Source organism: Methylophaga sp. SB9B (genome assembly GCF_004832235.1).
GTDB classification, from domain to species: domain Bacteria; phylum Pseudomonadota; class Gammaproteobacteria; order Nitrosococcales; family Methylophagaceae; genus Methylophaga; species Methylophaga muralis.
Window position 1 is genome coordinate 135744 of sequence record NZ_SSXS01000001.1, and the last position, 18825, is coordinate 154568.

20 protein-coding genes and 2 pseudogenes are annotated in these 18825 nt (G+C 44.9%); 5 read left to right on the forward strand and 17 right to left on the reverse strand.

Annotated features, from left to right (window positions below; genetic code table 11):
- Position 1: 1 nt before the first annotated feature.
- From rng to E8Q33_RS00670, 16 genes are all read right to left on the reverse strand, one after another.
- Positions 2 to 1474, reverse strand: a complete 1473-nt coding sequence (rng, locus tag E8Q33_RS00595; protein WP_069296647.1) for a ribonuclease G — start codon at positions 1472 to 1474, stop codon at positions 2 to 4.
- Positions 1464 to 2051 (reverse strand): nucleoside triphosphate pyrophosphatase, encoded by a 588-nt coding sequence (locus E8Q33_RS00600; RefSeq protein WP_136552146.1) that lies wholly within the window; start codon positions 2049 to 2051, stop codon positions 1464 to 1466. Before E8Q33_RS00600 ends, rng begins: the two co-directional genes overlap by 11 nt.
- A complete protein-coding gene (gene rlmH, locus E8Q33_RS00605; protein ID WP_069296649.1) occupies positions 2048 to 2518 on the reverse strand; it encodes a 23S rRNA (pseudouridine(1915)-N(3))-methyltransferase RlmH in 471 nt (156 codons plus the stop codon). Before rlmH ends, E8Q33_RS00600 begins: the two co-directional genes overlap by 4 nt.
- Positions 2515 to 2871, reverse strand: a complete 357-nt coding sequence (gene rsfS, locus E8Q33_RS00610; RefSeq protein WP_069296650.1) for a ribosome silencing factor — start codon at positions 2869 to 2871, stop codon at positions 2515 to 2517. Before rsfS ends, rlmH begins: the two co-directional genes overlap by 4 nt.
- 33 nt (positions 2872 to 2904) lie before the next feature.
- On the reverse strand, positions 2905 to 3753 hold the full coding sequence (locus tag E8Q33_RS00615; protein ID WP_136552148.1) for a YdcF family protein: 849 nt from the start codon (positions 3751 to 3753) through the stop codon (positions 2905 to 2907).
- Complete coding sequence (nadD, locus tag E8Q33_RS00620) at positions 3753 to 4418, reverse strand: nicotinate-nucleotide adenylyltransferase (protein WP_371413245.1); 666 nt, start codon at positions 4416 to 4418, stop codon at positions 3753 to 3755. Before nadD ends, E8Q33_RS00615 begins: the two co-directional genes overlap by 1 nt.
- Positions 4399 to 5688, reverse strand: a complete 1290-nt coding sequence (locus E8Q33_RS00625) for a glutamate-5-semialdehyde dehydrogenase (RefSeq protein ID WP_371413234.1) — start codon at positions 5686 to 5688, stop codon at positions 4399 to 4401. Before E8Q33_RS00625 ends, nadD begins: the two co-directional genes overlap by 20 nt.
- A complete protein-coding gene (gene holA, locus E8Q33_RS00630; protein ID WP_136552152.1) occupies positions 5685 to 6716 on the reverse strand; it encodes a DNA polymerase III subunit delta in 1032 nt (343 codons plus the stop codon). The genes E8Q33_RS00625 and holA overlap by 4 nt, the downstream gene beginning before the upstream one ends.
- A 6-nt stretch (positions 6717 to 6722) precedes the next feature.
- Complete coding sequence (lptE, locus tag E8Q33_RS00635; protein WP_247869847.1) at positions 6723 to 7178, reverse strand: LPS assembly lipoprotein LptE; 456 nt, start codon at positions 7176 to 7178, stop codon at positions 6723 to 6725.
- Between the two features lie 47 nt (positions 7179 to 7225).
- Entirely contained in the window at positions 7226 to 9679 is a 2454-nt protein-coding gene (gene leuS / locus E8Q33_RS00640) for a leucine--tRNA ligase (RefSeq protein ID WP_136552154.1), read from the reverse strand.
- A 157-nt stretch (positions 9680 to 9836) separates the two neighbouring features.
- Complete coding sequence (locus E8Q33_RS00645) at positions 9837 to 10226, reverse strand: H-NS family nucleoid-associated regulatory protein (protein ID WP_136552155.1); 390 nt, start codon at positions 10224 to 10226, stop codon at positions 9837 to 9839.
- A gap of 74 nt (positions 10227 to 10300) precedes the next feature.
- Positions 10301 to 10555, reverse strand: a complete 255-nt coding sequence (locus E8Q33_RS00650; RefSeq protein WP_136552157.1) for a YfhL family 4Fe-4S dicluster ferredoxin — start codon at positions 10553 to 10555, stop codon at positions 10301 to 10303.
- 56 nt (positions 10556 to 10611) lie between these two features.
- Complete coding sequence (coaD, locus tag E8Q33_RS00655) at positions 10612 to 11100, reverse strand: pantetheine-phosphate adenylyltransferase (protein ID WP_069296836.1); 489 nt, start codon at positions 11098 to 11100, stop codon at positions 10612 to 10614.
- Positions 11101 to 11109: 9 nt separating this feature from the next.
- Complete coding sequence (gene rsmD / locus E8Q33_RS00660; protein WP_136552467.1) at positions 11110 to 11682, reverse strand: 16S rRNA (guanine(966)-N(2))-methyltransferase RsmD; 573 nt, start codon at positions 11680 to 11682, stop codon at positions 11110 to 11112.
- The gene (locus E8Q33_RS00665; protein WP_069296834.1) at positions 11666 to 12967 is read right to left on the reverse strand and encodes a pitrilysin family protein; all 1302 of its coding nucleotides are present in this window, start codon (positions 12965 to 12967) and stop codon (positions 11666 to 11668) included. Before E8Q33_RS00665 ends, rsmD begins: the two co-directional genes overlap by 17 nt.
- Entirely contained in the window at positions 12957 to 14318 is a 1362-nt protein-coding gene (locus E8Q33_RS00670) for a pitrilysin family protein (RefSeq protein WP_136552159.1), read from the reverse strand. The genes E8Q33_RS00665 and E8Q33_RS00670 overlap by 11 nt, the downstream gene beginning before the upstream one ends.
- 63 nt (positions 14319 to 14381) lie before the next feature.
- On the opposite strand from E8Q33_RS00670, the pseudogene ftsY reads away from it, so the two are divergent.
- The 4 genes and pseudogenes from ftsY to rpoH all read left to right on the forward strand — a co-directional run bounded on the left by ftsY (position 14382) and on the right by rpoH (position 17986).
- Positions 14382 to 15445: pseudogene (ftsY, locus tag E8Q33_RS00675) on the forward strand (signal recognition particle-docking protein FtsY).
- Positions 15442 to 16104 (forward strand): cell division ATP-binding protein FtsE, encoded by a 663-nt coding sequence (gene ftsE / locus E8Q33_RS00680; protein ID WP_136552161.1) that lies wholly within the window; start codon positions 15442 to 15444, stop codon positions 16102 to 16104. The pseudogene ftsY and the gene ftsE overlap by 4 nt, the downstream one beginning before the upstream one ends.
- Complete coding sequence (gene ftsX, locus E8Q33_RS00685) at positions 16101 to 17027, forward strand: permease-like cell division protein FtsX (RefSeq protein ID WP_136552163.1); 927 nt, start codon at positions 16101 to 16103, stop codon at positions 17025 to 17027. The genes ftsE and ftsX overlap by 4 nt, the downstream gene beginning before the upstream one ends.
- 99 nt (positions 17028 to 17126) lie before the next feature.
- Positions 17127 to 17986 (forward strand): annotated as a pseudogene (gene rpoH / locus E8Q33_RS00690) (RNA polymerase sigma factor RpoH).
- 58 nt (positions 17987 to 18044) lie between these two features.
- Here the strand turns inward: rpoH and fdxA are convergent.
- Complete coding sequence (gene fdxA, locus E8Q33_RS00695; protein WP_069296830.1) at positions 18045 to 18368, reverse strand: ferredoxin FdxA; 324 nt, start codon at positions 18366 to 18368, stop codon at positions 18045 to 18047.
- Positions 18369 to 18519: 151 nt separating this feature from the next.
- On the opposite strand from fdxA, the gene E8Q33_RS00700 reads away from it, so the two are divergent.
- Positions 18520 to 18816, forward strand: a complete 297-nt coding sequence (locus tag E8Q33_RS00700) for a lipopolysaccharide assembly protein LapA domain-containing protein (protein ID WP_136552165.1) — start codon at positions 18520 to 18522, stop codon at positions 18814 to 18816.
- Positions 18817 to 18825: the final 9 nt, after the last annotated feature.

Sequence of the window (18825 nt, forward strand, 5' to 3'; positions counted from 1 at the left end):
GCTACATCAACACCACATTAAATTGTTCACGGCCATATTGCGGCTCACATTGAAACAGAATCGGTTTACCAATAAATTGCTCCAACTCCGCCACTTTGGTGGAATCTTCATCATTGAGTCGATCAATCACGTCCTGAGAGGCCAGCACCAGAAACTGCTTGGATTCATATTGGCGGGATTCACGCAAAATTTCTCGAAAGATTTCATAGCAGACAGTTTCAACATTTTTGGTGTAGCCCCGTCCATCACAACATGGGCAAGGTTCGCATAAAATATGCCCCAGACTCTCGCGGGTACGTTTACGGGTCATTTCCACCAAACCTAATTCAGAAACCGCGCAGATATTGTGTTTGGCCCGATCCATCTGCATGGCTTTTTCGAAGGTGCGTAACACTTGCTCGCGATGACTAACTTCTTCCATATCAATGAAATCAATAATGATAATGCCACCCAGATTACGTACTCGTAGCTGTCGGGCAATTGCCTGTGCGGCTTCCAGATTGGTTTTGAAAATAGTTTCTTCGAGATTTTTGTGACCGACAAATCCGCCGGTATTCACATCGACGGTGGTCATCGCTTCGGTTTGATCAAAAATGACATAACCACCAGATTTTAGCGGGACTTTGCGATCCAAGGCTTTTTGGATTTCGTCCTCTACGCCGAATAAATCGAACAGAGGTCGGTCACCACGATAATGTTCCAATCTAGCGGCACATTCCGGCATAAAACCTTCAGCGAACTGCTGAGCTTCTTTGAATGTTTCAGCAGCATCAATGCGAATACGTTCAATTTCTGGCGAAAACAAATCGCGTAAGGCACGTAAAGTTAACGGTAAGTCCTGATATAAGGCTTCGCCACATTGTGTTGAGGTGACACGTTGGCGTAACTTTTCCCACAGACGATGTAAAAACTCCAGATCAGCTTGTAACTCAGCATCTGTGACACCTTCGGCAGCAGTTCGTAAAATATAGCCACCTTGTTGCTCACCGAGCAGTTCTGATAAACAATTTTTCAGCCGCTCACGCTCTTCTTCGCCTTCAATTTTCAGAGAGATACCGATGCCCTCAGCTTCTGGCATGTACACCAAATATCGTGAAGATGCGGATAGCTGAGTAGTCAGGCGTGCGCCTTTACTGCCCATTGGATCTTTGATGACCTGCACTAGCAACTCATCGCCTTCACGCAACAAACTGGTAATCGGCGGAGTAATTCGTGGCGCTTCTTTTAAATCACCAGACTGGCCTTTGGGAATCGAAATATCTGAAGCATGTAAAAATGCGGCGCGGGATAATCCAATTTCGACAAAGGCGGCTTGCATGCCTGGTAAAACACGGCAGACTTTGCCTTTATAAATGTTACCAACCAAACCGCGATGTTCACTGCGCTCAATGAAAACCTCCTGCAACACCCCGTTTTCCACCACTACGGCGCGAGTTTCACTTGGTGTCACATTAATCAGAATTTCACTGCTCATTGAGATTAGTTACCTGTTGTAAAAGCTGACGAGTTTCAAATAATGGCAACCCCATCACACCGGAATAGCTACCGCTGATATTTTCAATAAACATCGCCGCTAAGCCTTGTACAGCATATCCTCCGGCCTTGTCTTTACCTTCCCCCGTCGCCAGATACCAGTCGATTTCTGTGTTTGTCAGTGTTTTGAATCGCACATCACTGATTTGCAAGCTTAGCCAATATTGCTGTTGCCAGACAATCGCCACTGCGCTTAATACTTGATGTTGAATACCTGACAATTGCCCTAAGAAATCTCTGGCTTGATCCAGACTTTCCGGTTTGCCAAGAATTTGCTGAGTGGGCAGTACTACGGCTGTGTCTGCACCAATAACCGGTCGAAAATCCGTTTGCAATATATCCCATCCGGCCCGAGCTTTTGCCAGCGCAATACGCTCAACGTAATCCGAAGGGTTTTCACCAGACTTAACCGACTCATCCACCGCGATACTTAATATTGAAAAATTGACTCCGATTTGGGTCAGGAGTTCTTTACGCCGTGGGGAGGCTGAAGCCAGATAAACCTTTGGAAAGTTCATGCGCGATGATAAGGATGATTTTGCAGAACCGTCCAGGCGCGATAGAGCTGCTCGGCAACCACAATACGTACTAAGGGATGCGGCAGTGTCAAATTAGATAATGACCACTGTTGATCTGCACGTTGTTGACACTCACGGGATAACCCATCAGGGCCGCCAACTAACAAACTGACATCACGACCAGAGGCCTGCCAGTTTTTTAATTGCTCTGCTAATTGCTCAGTTGACCAGTTACGCCCACCAACTTCCAGCGCCACCACATAATCATTTTCAGGTAAGGCTGTCATAATCCGTTTGCCTTCTTCCTGCATCCATTGACTTGTACTTCCAGATTTACCACGTTTGGCCGGCGCTATCTCATTCAGCAACAACTGACATTCGCGCGGCATTCGCTTGGCATATTCGTTATAACCTTCGGTAACCCACTGCGGCATTTTCTGCCCAACAGCGAGCAAATTCAGTTTCATTCACGCTCGGCCGAAGCACTTTGCGTGACCTCAGCGACAGACCATAATTTTTCAAGATTGTAGATTGCTCTGGTTTGCGGCGTCATGATATGCGCAATAACATCACCCAAATCAACTAATGCCCATTCACCTACGTCTTCACCTTCCATGCCCAACGGTTGTACGCCAGCAGCTTTCGCCTGTGAAGATACTTCATTGGCCAATGCTTTAACTTGTCTGGTGGACTTACCTGTAGCGATAATCATCACATCGGTGACATCGGTCATTCCGGTTACATCTAACACTGTAATGTCTTCTGCTTTAATGTCTTCAAGTGCATCTATGACTAGTAATTTCAGTTGTTCTGCCTTCATGGGCACTCCAATAAATATAAATTGTGGTTTAGTTTAACGTAAGTCGACCTGAGCGTCTGTGGATGTTTCAATCACGTTACCAGTCTGCCGAGGAAACCATTGGCTGGTTTTTCCGGTAATAAAATAAGCAGTCAGTCCCACCCACTCTCGCCAAGCCGGCTCAAGCTTTTCCAATTGTTCAAAAACAGCAAAATCCAGCCGCCGCAAATTCGCTGACTGACTGCGATAATCCACAGGATATGGCAGCACGTTAATACCCTGTTTTTGAGCTATCCCGATTGAACGCGGCATGTGATAAGCCGAGGTTATCAATAAATACTGGCCATTGCGTTTAGGTAATACCGTTTTTAACCGCTGGAAATTTTCGTAGGTATTACGTGATTTCGATTCAATAATAAGCCGCTGTTGATCAATCCCGACCATCGTTAGTAATTGATGACTGAGGTCAGCAGGTGTTGTACCGGCGTCAAAACGTAATAAATTATGGCCCCCGGTAAAAATTATCGGTGTTTCAGGATAGCGCTTGGCCAAAGCTGCCGCGCCAAAATATCGATCACTGGCTTGACCGACCTGAGGCTGTTGCCAACTGATGGTGCCTTTTACGTCTTCACCGCCCCCCAAAACAATAATGCCATCAATAGTCTCTGGCAGTTGTTGAGGTTGACTGATACGCGATTCCAATGGATAAATCAGCCAATCCCCGAGCGGAAAAAACATCAGGCTGATACTGAACAAACTTGCTGGAAACAGAAATCGTAAAGCCGCTTTTCGATAACCTAACAATAAAAATAACGTGCCGGCCAGCAGCAACAGATTCCAAAACATCACTGGACTAAGCACTGACCAAGCCAATTTGGATAAAACAAAAAAAACCTGATCCATCAGTTATCGCTGGCATTGGATCGGTACAATCCTAACTGTTCAATCACGGCAATAACTGATTCTGGCAAGAGAAAGTTGACGGGGTTTGCTGCCAGTAAATCCTGACGAATCTGCGTTGCAGAAATGGCTAATGAGGTCACGGTAAGTGGCCAAATTTTGCCAGCGGCAAGATACCGATCTGTAGTTTGAGCCAGATTCTGCTGATACCAGTTTTGCAGATCTTCCTGCAGATCAAGAGTTTCATCCGGGCGTTGCACGACCACGATATGTGCTAAAGACAAAATCTGCTGCCAACGAGACCATGTGGCTAAGCCGCGAAATGCATCTGTGCCTAATATGAGAAATAACGGATTATCTTTAAACTCCTGACGCAAGCTCAGTAAGGTATCTACTGTGAAAGATGGGCCATCACGTTGCAGCTCTCGATCATCAACGATTAATTGAGGAACTGATTTAACCGCCAGTTCCAGCATTAAACGTCTCACCTCAGCACTGGCCATCGTCGCTTGTCGATGCGGCGGCTCTGCGCAAGGAATCAGTCGCACATGATCCAGATTAAGTTGCAAACAAACTTCTAAAGCCGAGCGCAAATGTCCGAAATGTACCGGATCAAACGTGCCGCCCAAGATACCGATGGCGTCGTAATTATTTTCTGATTTGACCACTACCAAACACTATCCATTTTTGTGATGTCAGACCATTTAACCCCACCGGACCACGCGCATGCAATTTATCGGTGGAAATACCGATTTCAGCCCCTAAACCATACTCAAAACCATCAGCAAACCGTGTTGACGCATTAACCAATACTGAGCTGGAATCGACTTCCTGCAAGAAGCGTCTGGCGGTATCGTAGTTTTGCGTCACAATGGTTTCGGTATGCGCCGAACTATGCTTGTGAATATGCAGCATTGCCGCGTCCACATTCTCTACAACTCTAATAGACAGGATAGCTGCCAGATATTCCGTATCCCAGTCTTCCTCAGTTGCCGTGTTGATATCAGGCAAAATGCGCAAGGTTTTATCACAGCCACGCAATTCCACGCCTTGTTTGATAAATCGTTCGGCCATTATTGGTAAAAATTGTTTGGCGATATCGGCATGCACTAATAACGTTTCCATCGCATTACAGACACCATAACGATGGCATTTGGCGTTAAAGGCAATCTCTTCGGCCATAGCCAAATCCGCTTCAACATCCACATACACATGACAGATACCATCGAGATGTTTGATAACTGGAACACGCGCATCTTTACTGATTCGTTCAATCAGACTTTTACCGCCGCGTGGCACAATCACATCGACATACTCGGGCATGGTAATCAATTGAGCTACAGCCTCACGGTCAATGGTTTCTACCACTTGCACCGCGTTGATTGGCAAGCCAGCTTGTTGTAAGCCTTGATGAATACAAGCCGCAATCGCTTGATTGGAATGTATTGCTTCACTGCCACCACGCAAGATAGTCGCATTACCGGATTTCAGGCATAAACCCGCAGCATCGGCAGTCACATTTGGCCGAGACTCGTAAATAATGCCGATAACGCCAAGAGGTACACGCATCTGACCGAGCTGAATACCAGAAGGCCGATAACGCATATCACTGATTTCACCAATCGGATCGGCTAATGCCGCAACTTGTTCAAGCCCTTCAGCCATGGATTCAATACGAGCATCGGTCAATGTCAACCGATCCAACATGGCAGAATCCAGACCTTTGGTTTTTCCGGCCATGACATCCTGCTGATTGGCCGCTTTTAATACCTCAGCCTGACTACGAATTGCTTTGGCAATAGCCAACAACGCAGTATTTTTACTGTTGGTAGTGGCACGAGCCAACACTCGGCTGGCTTCACAAGCCTGTTGACCCAGTTTCTGCATATAGGCTGCAACTTCCACAGCACTCTCCTCTGCTAATATCTCTGCTTTCATGTTTGCTGCAAATTCATTGATACACCAGCGACCTGTAAACATAAGGTTGTCAGCATACGCCAGGCATTGTCACTACCACCGCCTTTTGCTGCTCGATCAATTGCTGCCATTTGCGGTAAAAAAGTTCGCCATTTTGCGGCAGCATGCCGCCGTAATCCCGATTGAATAAGAGGTCTAGCCTTGTCCCATACCGGCGGTTTCTGGCTGGCAAAAACTTGGGCAGGTTGCGCCCCGTTTTCAATTTGGGCTGCCATATCAATCATTCGATGTAATGACCAGGATACCGCCGAAAACACTGCTAATACATCGTTGCCTTCTGCCTGCAACATTCTTAACATACGTGGAATTTTTGCGGCTTGACCAGCATAGACAACATCCATCAATGAAAATGCTTCAAACCGTGCACTATCTGCAACACTCTCTACCAACAATTGCTCGTCTACCTGCCCATCAGTGCTCAGTAGAACCAGCTTATCTATTTCCTGGGCAGCAGCAAACAAATTGCCTTCGGTCCTTTCAGCCAACATGCTGGCAACCGAAGTACTGGTCTGCAAACCTTTTTGACGCATACGTTGCTGAATCCAGCGCGGTAACATTTCTAAACTTACTGGCCAAACGGGTACGCTGATACCGGCATTTTCCAGTGCAGTGAACCATTTGGCTTTTTGCTGTTGGGCTGTCAACTTGCCTGTGATTAATAACAGATACGTATCAATGGCGGGTTGTTCGGCAAATTGCCGCAGAAACTCTCCCCCTTCTTTACCGGGTGCTCCTGAAGGCAACCTGATTTCGATCAGCTTTTGTGAAGCGAACAAAGACAAACTATCTTCTGCAAATCTGAGCTTCGACCAATCAAACTTTGCGTCAGCATGCCAAACCTGCCTTTCGCTTATACCGTGTTTTTTTGCTTGCTGACGTATCTGATCAGCAGTCTCTTCCACCAGCAAAGCCTCGTCACCAAAAACTACACTGATGACAGGAAATTTATGTTGTATTTGTGAGCTTAGCTGTTCTGCCTTTACCCGCATCAGTTTTCAATCCAAAGCGGATAGACGACGAAGTATTGCCTGACTGACTTGTTTATCCATTTCATCGCGTAATAGACGTTCTTCACCATCTCGACCTAATACCTGCTCCTGATCAAACTGATAATCACGTCTCGCTTCAAAGCTTTCATTATCGATGACTTTATTTTGCTGGTTATCGGTTAGCTGAAATGTTACTTCTAAAATCAATTCGTACTCACTGACCTTGGCATTGCCACCAACAGATAATACGCGTCGCTCATAGCGATTCCGCAGAAAGCTCAGCACGGCTGCGCCTTCACTGTAATCATCAATCACATTGATACCGTTACGTCGTAAGGTACGTTTGAGTTCCAGCCCCAAACCATCACGCATGCTGATACCTTGAATATGCATGGTTTGAATACTTGCTGGCAGGTCGGCTGCACCCCGTAACTGAAAACCGCATGCGCAATCAGCATGCATACACCAGCAATAATCAGTTTTTTCAACATCAATGTTTCCTTTGTTTATCAGCCGACAACGATATTGATCAGCCTGCCAGGCACCAGAATGACTTTTCGAATCGCTTTGCCATCAATATAACGTTGAACCGTGTCATCCGCGAGAGCCAGTGGCTCAATATCCGCTTGCTGGGCATTTACATCGACCATCAATTTTGAGCGTAGCTTACCATTGACCTGAATCATCAGCTCGACTTTATCCTGCTTTAAAGCTGCAGAATCAACCTCGGGCCAAGCAGCATCAATTACCGCATTGCTATGTCCAAGCTGTGTCCATAAAACATGACAGATATGCGGCGTGATGGGCGCCAACATCAATACCACTAATTCCAATACTTCCTGACGGACAGCGCGCGCCTGATCACTTTGCTCGGTAAACTTGGTCAGGGCATTCATCAATTCCATCACCGCTGCAATGGCTGTGTTAAAGGTATGACGGCGTCCCAAATCATCTGCTACTTTGGTCAGGGTTTGATGTGCCAGACGACGCAGATCTGTCGCAGCTTCTGACAAGTCGGTTAACGTTTTGCTTTCGACTACGCCAACCTCAGTATGCTCATGCACACTGCGCCATAAACGTTTTAAGAAACGATTAGCGCCTTCCACCGCATTGTCTGACCATTCCAGTGACATTTCAGGCGGTGCAGCAAACATCATAAATAAACGCGCTGTATCAGCACCGTATTCATCGATTAAAGCCTGCGGATCGACAGTGTTGCCTTTTGATTTCGACATCTTGGCGCCATCTTTAAGCACCATACCTTGAGTCAACAGATTCTTGAATGGCTCATCGCCTGTAACCAGCCCTTCATCACGCAATAACTTATGGAAGAACCGGGCATACAGTAAATGCAATACCGCATGTTCAATACCACCGATATATTGATCAACCGGTAGCCAGTAATCCGCCCGCTCGTCCAGCATCGCCTCTTGATTATCTGCGCTGGTAAACCGTGCGTAATACCAGGAAGATTCAAAGAAAGTATCAAAGGTATCGGTTTCCCGTCGCGCGGGTTTGCCACATTCAGGGCAAGCACATTGATAAAATTCCGGCATCGATTTAATGGGTGAGCCTGAACCGTCAACTACGACATCTTCTGGTAAGAACACCGGCAAATCCGCTTCAGGCACGGGTACTGCGCCACAACTATCACAATAGATAATCGGGATTGGGGTACCCCAGTAACGTTGACGGGATACTCCCCAATCACGTAACCGATAATTAACTTGACGTTCGCCTTTGTTTTGTTTGCTCAGTTCATCGGCGATTGCATCAAAGGCTTCTGCTGAAGTAAGGCCGGTAAATTGCGACGAGTTAATCAATCGGCCTTTTTCGGTGAAAGCCGCTTGTTGCAGATTGATTTCCGTATCATCTAATGCCGCAATAACCTGACGGATCGGTAAATGGTATTTTTGAGCAAATTCGAAATCACGCTGATCATGTGCCGGAACTGACATCACCGCACCAGTGCCATACCCCATCAACACAAAGTTGGCGACCCAAACCGGAATACGTTCACCACTGATTGGATGAAATACCGACACCCCGGTAGCCATACCTTTTTTCTCAGCGGTTTCCAGTGCTGCTTCGGTGGTGTCAGTTTTCTTGCACTCTTCAATAAATTGCTGCAACTGAGCATTCGATTCAGCCATGCGCAACGCAATTGGATGTTCGGCAGCTATTGCGACATAACTGACTCCCATCAGGGTGTCCGGTCGCGTGGTATAAACCGCAATATCTTCTTCACTGTCAGCTACGGAAAAAGTGATTTGCACCCCTTCAGAGCGACCAATCCAATTCGCCTGCATGGTTTTAACTTGTTCAGGCCAGCCGGAGAGTTGTTGCAAATCATTACGCAGATCTTCTGCGTAATCGGTAATTTTCATAAACCACTGAGGTATTTCACGCCGCTCAACCAAAGCACCCGAACGCCAGCCACGACCATCAATTACCTGTTCATTCGCCAATACCGTTTGATCAACCGGATCCCAGTTCACCGCCGCTGTTTTGTTATAGACCAGACCTTTCTTGAATAAACGTACAAACAGCCATTGTTCCCAACGGTAATAATCGGGTTTACAGGTGGCTATTTCACGATCCCAATCATAAGCCAGACCCATTCGTTGCAACTGAGCGCGCATATAATCGATATTTTTATAAGTCCACTCAGCTGGCGGCACCTGATGTTTTAATGCGGCATTCTCGGCCGGTAAGCCAAAAGCATCCCAGCCCATAGGTTGCAATACATTTTTGCCCAGCATGCGCTGATAACGAGAGATAACATCGCCAATCGTGTAATTGCGTACATGGCCCATATGCAGCTGACCGCTTGGATAAGGGAACATCGACAGGCAATAGAATTTTTCTTTGCTCGTGTCTTCAGTAGCACGGAAAGTTTGATGTTGTTGCCACCAGGCTTGGGCGGCGGTTTCGATCACATCTGGGCGATAATCAGCTTGCATGGTTTCTCTTTGTGAATATGATGCGGGAAAGCTGGAAAGGATACCTTAGCGACAGAAATGCCGAAAGCACCGAATGTGTGAACCACAATCAGCGAAATGATTTCTGTAACCTGTCAAACGAAAAAGCAGTGCGGCAAAACCACTGCTTGATATAGCTCTACTTAATTCTGAACTCTTCAAGTTTGCGACCTTGGTTGAGTTCTTCAACCAACCACAAAGGACGTTTACCAAAGCCTTTCCAGGTTTTTTGCGGATCTTGAGGATGGCGATATTTATCGGCACTTTCCGCACGAGGTTTGCGTGCACCAGATAAACCGACTCGCATATTTTTAGCAACGGCTGTTAAGGCTTCTGCCGGAGTTACTTTTTTATCTTTTGCCAAGGCTCTTACAGCATCCGCTACCGCGACAACATCATTGTCTTTGCTGTTTAATTCAGTGACTTTTTTGGTTTTCAATTTTTTAATTTGTTTTTTTGACTGACTTATCAGTTTTTGTAATTCTTGTTCTGAAAGTTTTTCAAGTTGCAAAGCAGATAAAGTACTCATCACATTACCTTTATTTAAAACATATAAAAACGGAATAATAACAATATTAGTAAGTTTGTCTATTTGAAAACTTTTTAATTCCCTGCAGACATAAGTACTTTATATTTTGCATAAAGCTGATCATGGTCTTCAACGTTATCAGGATCTTTTGGAATGCAATCAACTGGACAAACTTCAACACATTGTGGCGTATCAAAATGCCCAACACATTCTGTACATAAGGCAGGATCAATTTCATAAATCTCCTCGCCTTGCGAAATGGCTCCATTAGGGCATTCCGGTTCACATACATCACAGTTAATGCATTCATCAGTAATAAACAGAGACATATTTAACTCCGGTAATTCTCTATTAAACGGCCATAAAACCGGGAATTCTAGCGCGACTATTTCTTCACTGCCAGTTGCAGTTTTAATGCTTCTTGAACACACGGCGCGACAAATTGAGAAACATCACCGCCTAAAGCAGCTATTTGTCTGACCAGACTGGAAGAAATAAAGGTAAATTGTTCAGCAGGTGCTAAGAATAATGTTTCAACTTTCCACTGCAATCGACGATTAATTGCGGCGAGTTGCACTTCATATTCAAAATCTGAAACCGCACGTAAACCACGTATTATCACCGAGGCATTTCGCTGCATTGCATAATCAACTAACAAACCATCGAAACTGGTGATTTCTACATTCGGCAAATCACTTAAGGTTTGTTTGGCTAACGCCAGTCGCTGTTCAATGGAAAATACTGGTTTTTTACCGGTATCTGCAGCAACCGCAACAATGACTTTTTCAAATAAACGACTGGCTCGTTGAACCAGATCAGTATGCCCATGGGTAATGGGATCAAATGTTCCGGGATAAATGGCGGTAATTGACATGCCAAAACCTTATTGCATTGCAAATAAACAATATCTTACATCACCCGCTTGTTTATCTTTAATTAAATGCCAATTTTCGGGAAGCTGTTCCACATTTTGATATTTATTAGATTCCAGATACACAAAACTATCTTTATGTAATAGCTTTCTTTCTGTTAATAAATTTGCCATTTCGGACCATAAATTTGCTTGAAATGGGGGATCCAGAAACACAATATCGTATGGAGTGGTGGAAGTATTTAGAAATTGCTGGGCAGGTTGTCTGAATAACGCACATTGCTCGGCAGCTAACATTGTTTTATTAGTCTGCAATTGTTTATAAGCTTGCAGATCCAATTCAATCATATCGACGTGTTCAGCACCTCTTGAAGCCGCTTCAAAACCTAATGCGCCACTTCCGCTAAATAAATCAAGACAAACCGCCTCATACAAATGCGGTTGTAACCAATTAAACACAGTTTCGCGAATACGATCCGGGGTGGGCCTTAATCCCTCAACATCGGGGAAAGACAAGCGTCTTCCCCGCCATTGACCACCAATAATGCGTACCGACTGACGAGTTGATTTATTCAGCTTCGCCACCCACCAGAATTGTGACCATTTTTTGCGGATGAACACGTTTTTTATATGCTGCTTTTATTTGTTCAATAGTGACCGCATCAACTCTTTCATTAAAAGTATCTAAATGATTAAGCGGCAAATTATAAAAACCTATCATTGCCAGATAATCGGCAATTTTACTGTTGCTATCTAAACGCAAAGCAAAGCCACCGGTGATATTTTTTTGTGCAGCAATAAGTTGCTCTGCAGTTGGGCCTTGTTCAACAAAATCCACTAATGTCTGTTGCAAAACTTCCAGCGCCAGTTCAGCCTGATCATTGCGAGTTTGCAAACCAAACTGATAAGGCCCAGCCTCACGCATCGGCCGGAAGAAACTGTAGGCGCTGTAGGATAAACCACGCTTTTCACGAATTTCGTCACTGATAATAGACACTAAGCCACCACCACCCAGAATGTGATTCCCCACATATAACGGGAAGAAATCCGCATCATCACGAGTTAATCCAGGTTGCCCCATCAAAATCGTGGTTTGACTGGAAGGATAAGGTAGACGAACTTCTTGTGCAGTTTCCAGAGGAGCGACTTTAGGCAGAGCGGCTGCTTTTGTCCCAGCAGGCAGACTTGCAGAAATGGTTTCCGCTAACGCTTTTGCCTGATTTTTATCAGTATCTCCAACAATTACCAATACCGCATTGCTGGCGACATAATATTGTTTATAAAACTGCTCCAGGTCGGCAATGGTTATTTCATTTACCGAGGTTTCCGTGCCAATTGGCATCGCCGCGTAAGGGTGATTGGCAAATAACTGCTGATAAAAAGCTCGGTCGGCCATTGCTGAAGGGGACTGTCTTTCACCTTGCAAGCTGGTTTTCATCTGATTGATTAGACGGGCAAACGAATCTTCAGGAAAGCTTGGTTGGCTAATCACTTCCACAAACGTGTCAATTGCAGGTTGTAAAGCATCCGCTTTGGATAACGTACGCAAACTGAATACCGCCATGTCCCGCTCTGATTCAGATTTGAATTCGGCACCAACATCATCAAAAGCAGTAGCGATTGCATCAGTATCTTTATTTTTGGTGCCCTGATTGAGCATAGAACTCGTTAACAACGCCACACCACCTTTTGGATCGCGTGCAGCACCGGCATCAAATACCAACCGAATATCCAGCATAGGCAGTTGTTTCGCTTCAACAAAATAGACTTGTGTGCCATTAGCCGTTTGCCAATTTTCTATTTGTGGGCTGGCAACCGCTGAAGTAGCTAATAAAAGCCCCGCTATTGAGGCAATAAACTTAACGAGCATGTGGATCTCCCGAAGTAGGACGTGGTGGTGCATTGTCTGTAGCCACTGGAATCAATTCTGCAATGGTCAGACCGTCTTCAATAAAATATTTTTCCGCGACTTGCTGGACTTGCTCGGCTGTGATCGCACTGATTTTATCGGGATAGCTGTCAACCAAACGCCAATCCAATCCTACCGTTTCGAGCATGCCTAATTGCATGGCTTGATAAAACACGCTGTCAAGCTGGTAAACAGAGCTGGCGATGACCTGTGTTTTAACCCGTTGTAATTCGGCCTCGGTGACCGGCTCCGTTTTAACTTTATCAAGTTGTGCAAAAACAGCTTGTTTAACATCTTCGATAGTTTTTCCTTGAGCAGGTGTGGCTGCAATAGTGAAGATATCGTCCAAACGGGAAAACGCACTGTTATAGGCACTGACACCTGCTGCAACTTGTTGACCGCGAACCAGTTCACGTGAGAAACGGCTACTTGCACCACCATCCAGAATTCCTGCCAGGACATCTAACGCATAGGGCTCCCATTCCTCCACCGCCGTGGTGACAACCGGTACTTTCCAGCCCATCATCAAATAGGGAAGTTCGGCAGGAGCTTTAAGTTGTAGCGTGCGTAGACCGCGTTGAGGTACTTCAACCTGTGGTTTAACGGTCGCAAGCTGCTCAGGAGCCAATGGACCAAAATATTTCTGTGCTAATTGGTAAACTTCGTCCGGCTCAACATCACCAACCACCACAACCGTAGCGTTATTGGGTGCATACCACATTTGATACCATTCACGCAGATCCTCTGGATCGTAATGATTAATATCATTCATCCAGCCAATAACCGGGTGATGATAAGGACTGTTCATAAAGGCCATCGCATTCATGGCTTCACGTAATAAAGATCGTGGATTATCGTCGGTACGCATGCGACGCTCTTCGGCAACTACTTCACGTTCCTTTAACAACTCAGCATCATCAATGATCAGTTTGCGCATTCTTTCTGCTTCAAGCCGAAAACTGATTTCCAATCGCTCTTTTTCTAAGGTCTGGAAATAGGCCGTATAGTCACGACCGGTGAAGGCATTTTGCGAGCCACCATTTTCAGCAATAATTTGTGAAAATTCGTTCGGGCCCAGGTTCTCGGTGCCTTTGAACATCATGTGTTCAAGAATATGAGAAATACCGGTAATTCCATTGTGTTCGTAACTTGAACCAACTTTGTACCAGACCTGAGAAACCACTACCGGCGCTCTGTTATCCGGTTTAACCAACAATTTGAGTCCATTTTCCAGCTGATATTCACTGACTTGTGCAAAGCCAATAACAGGCACTATCAGCAGTGCCCAAATAAGTTTTTTTAAGTTGTGCATCTGCATCTCACAATTGATGACATGATAAGATTATTAATCGAACACTAACGACAAACCGAGAATATGTTTAGTTTCCTCAGAAAAAAAGCCAAACCCAGCGAAAACAACAGCGAGCAAGCAAACCTCACTGAGCAGCAGTCAGCCGCACATGATGCGGAAATTACCGCAGATACTCAAGTTGCCGATATTTCAGATAAACCCAGTTTTTTTGGTCGCCTTAAACAGGGACTGAGTCGCAGCAGCTCAAAACTGACCGAAGGTTTTGCTGATTTAGTACTGGGCAGGAAAACCATTGACGATGATCTGCTGGAAGAATTGGAAACTCAATTACTCAGTGCAGATTTGGGTATCGAAGCCACTCAAACCATCATTAATGATTTAACCCAACGCGTCGCCCGCAAGCAGCTGAATGATCCACAAGCACTATTTGCTGCCATGCATGCCGATATGGTGGAGATCCTTAAACCAGTATCCAAGCCACTACAGATTCAATCATCGCCTGGCCTTTTGTGATCTTAATGGTGGGCATTAATGGGGTTGGCAAAACCACTACTATTGGTAAATTAGCCAAGCAATTTCAATTGCAAGGCAAAAAAGTCATGTTGGCTGCTGGCGATACTTTTCGTGCCGCAGCTGTTGAGCAGTTGCAGGTTTGGGGAGAACGTAATCAGATCCCAGTGATTGCGCAACAAAACGGCGCCGATTCAGCATCCGTTATTTTTGATGCGTTACAAGCCGCCAAAGCTCGACAAATGGATATTCTTATTGCGGATACCGCAGGGCGTTTGCATACGCAATCCAATTTGATGGAAGAACTCAAAAAAGTAAAAAGAGTGATGGCCAAACTGGATGCAAATGCACCGCATGAGATAATGCTGGTTTTAGATGCCGGTACTGGACAAAATGCTTTGTCTCAAGCTGAACAATTTCATCAGGCCATAGGTTTAACTGGCATTACCCTGACTAAACTGGACGGAACCGCTAAAGGCGGAATCATTTTTGCGATAGCCAAAAAAATCGGCTTGCCCATTCGTTATATTGGTGTGGGTGAAAGCATTGATGATTTAAGAACTTTCGATGCAGAAGATTTTGTTGATGCCCTACTCGGCCGTGAAACCACACCATGATTCGTTTTGAACAGGTTTATAAACGTTACGAAAGCCAACATGAAGCACTCTCAGGCTTAAGTTTTGAGTTATTGTCGGGTGAAATGGCTTTTTTAACCGGTCATTCAGGTGCAGGTAAAAGTACCTTATTAAAACTGATTGCATTGATTGAGCGCAGTTCTCATGGTCAGGTCATCGTCAATAATCAAAATCTGAATCGGCTGCCAAAATGGAAAATACCCTATTACCGCCGCAAAATAGGTTTGGTCTTTCAAGATCATAATCTGCTGCATGATCGAACGGTGTTTGATAATGTTGCCCTACCATTGATTATTGCCGGCGAAAATCATCGTGAAATTGGCCGCCGGGTACGGGCGGCTTTGGATAAAGTTGGTTTACTCGGTAAAGAGCGCAGTTTACCAATTGCCTTGTCAGGTGGTGAACAACAGCGTGTTGGTATCGCCAGAGCAGTGGTTAATCGCCCCCCAGTGCTATTAGCGGACGAGCCAACCGGGAATCTCGATCCAGAATTATCCAGAGAAATCATGCATCTGTTTGAACAATTTAATCAGGTCGGCGTTACCGTGTTTATTGCCAGCCATGATCAGGATTTAATCAACCAGATGTCCTATCGCCATATCACGCTGCAGCACGGAAAACTTGCTGAAAATCATTCATGAAATTATTTAATATCCATAACTACCTGCTACGTCATGTGCAGGTCATGCTCTCCAGCCTTGGCGAATTATGGCGACAACCAGTGGCCACCACGATGACCTTACTGGTAATCGGCATTGCCCTTTTATTACCTGCAGGTTTGTATATCATTCTAAAGAATGTCGAACAAGTAAGCGGTGAATGGCAACAAGCCAATCGCATTTCATTATTTTTGCAGAATGAGATGTCTGACAGACGTGGTGAGCAACTGGCAGAACAGCTGCTTACCTGGCCAGATATCACTGAAGCGTCATTTCAATCAGCGCAGCAGTCATTAAACGAGTTTCGTGAAATATCTGGTTTACAGAGTCTGCTGGACACATTACCGAACAACCCTTTACCAGCAGTTATCATTATTGAGCCTGAAGAAAATCAGCCTCAGGAAGCTACCGAAGCGTTGCTGGAAAGACTGGCAGCTTTACCCGAAGTGGATTTAGCTCAACTCGATATGCAGTGGTTGCAACGTCTTCGCAGTATTAATGAAACTGGTCAACGTGGTATCAGTATCCTGGCTATTTTATTGTCGTTAAGTGTGTTGCTGGTTATCGGCAATACCATCCGCCTCGCCATTCTTAATCGTCAAACGGAAATTCGTGTTATTAAATTAGTTGGCGGTACCAATGCGTTTGTCAGACGACCTTTTTTATATACCGGGATGTGGTATGGCCTGCTTGGTGGAGTGTTAGCCTGGGTGACGTTATTAATAAGTCTGCTCATCATCAGCGGACCAATTGATGATCTGGCCGCGTTATATGACAGTCAATTCAAACTTCGATGGTTTGCTGGGCAAATGTTATTTGGTTTGCCGCTTTGCGGATTATTGCTCGGTGTGATGGGCGCTTGGCTAGCCGTGAGTAGACATTTGAGCGCAATTGAGCCAAGCTAGGCAGATAAAGAAACTTTCCATACCAATGGTATTCTAATAGGTACTTTTTATTATTCTATTTGGTAAAATGAAATAGGTTTTCTCAGGGAGAACGCATACATGACAACACATGCAGCCCAATATCAACTTGCCACTGCACCTATTGGCAATCTGGATGCATATACAAATCTTGTGCATCAGATTCCCGTTTTAACGGCTGAAGAAGAGCACGATTTAGCAACACGTCTTCAACAAAATGGCGATCTTGAAGCAGCACAACGTCTGGTTCTGTCACATTTACGTTTTGTAGTTCGTATTGCCAAAGGCTACAGCGGTTATGGTTTACCTGTTGCCGATTTGATTCAGGAAGGTAATATCGGCTTGATGAAAGCGGTTAAACGCTTTGACGCGGAAAAAGGCGTCCGCCTTGTTTCATTTGCTGTGCATTGGATTCGTGCTGAAATTCATGAGTACGTTATTCGTAACTGGCGCATCGTTAAAATCGCTACCACTAAAGCACAACGTAAATTGTTCTTTAATCTGCGTAGTGCCAAACAACGTCTGGGTTGGCTGAATCAAGATGAAATTGAAGCGGTCGCCGAAGATCTCGGTGTGACCGCGGCCAATGTTATCGATATGGAACGTCGACTGGCCAACCGGATACATCATTTGATTTGCCAGTAGATAATGATGATGACGAATCCAGTTATTCACCTGCAGCTTATTTAGCTGCCGCAGATAACAGCGATCCATCAAAGCAATTGGAACAAGATGATTATGCTGAATTTCAGCAGCAGAAACTGGTAAATGCATTAGCCACATTAGATGATAGAAGTCGCGATATTATCAGCCAGCGCTGGCTACATGATAATGATAAAGCCACGCTGCATACCTTAGCTGAGCAGTATCAGGTTTCCGCTGAACGGATCCGGCAAATTGAAAATAATGCGATGAAAAAACTTCGCCTTTTAATGGACTAAATGCCAAGCACAAAAAAGCCCGCCAACCTTTCGGAAAGCGGGCTTTTTTTATTCAAACTTAACGTTCGAGCAAAGGTGTTTTGTTAGGTTTGCCATCCCACTCTTCAGCATCGTCGAGAGGATCTTTTTTCTCCGATAAAACCGGCCAGACTTGAGATAATTCTGCATTAATCTGCAGAAATTCCATTTGCTCATCCGGTAAATCATCCTCAGAAAAAATAGCTTCTGCAGGACATTCAGGTTCACATAGAGTGCAATCTATACATTCATCAGGATCAATAACCAAAAAGTTAGGACCTTCGTGAAAACAGTCTACTGGGCAGACATCAACACAATCAGTATATTTACATTTAATACAGTTTTCAGTGACAACAAAGGTCATGGTGAAATCTCCACAAATACAATTTTTTACAGGCCAGACCTGTCAGAACGTTCGACATTCTACATGATTTACCACTGTTCTGGGCAATGAAGATAATTGCGGTATGATCATCTTCAACTTCCAGATAAACCATCTGCAACAGGATGACCCCATGATAAGAAAAATTTTTATTCTCGCCGTATTTATCAGTGCATTCTTGATCAGCACTGCTTTTGCCGCATTTAATATGCAGGCGGTATCACTGGATCTGTTTTTTGTAGAATGGCAATTGCCTTTAGCCATTCTTTTAATTGCTGTGTTGCTGTTGGGATTGCTGATTGGAGCAACTTTAATTGGACTCAGCACACTTCGAATACGCTATGAAAATCATCGTTTAGTCAGTAAATTACAAAACGCCGAACAAGAACTAAACAGCTTGCGCATCTTGCCTGTACGCAGCAGCCATTAGGCCAATATA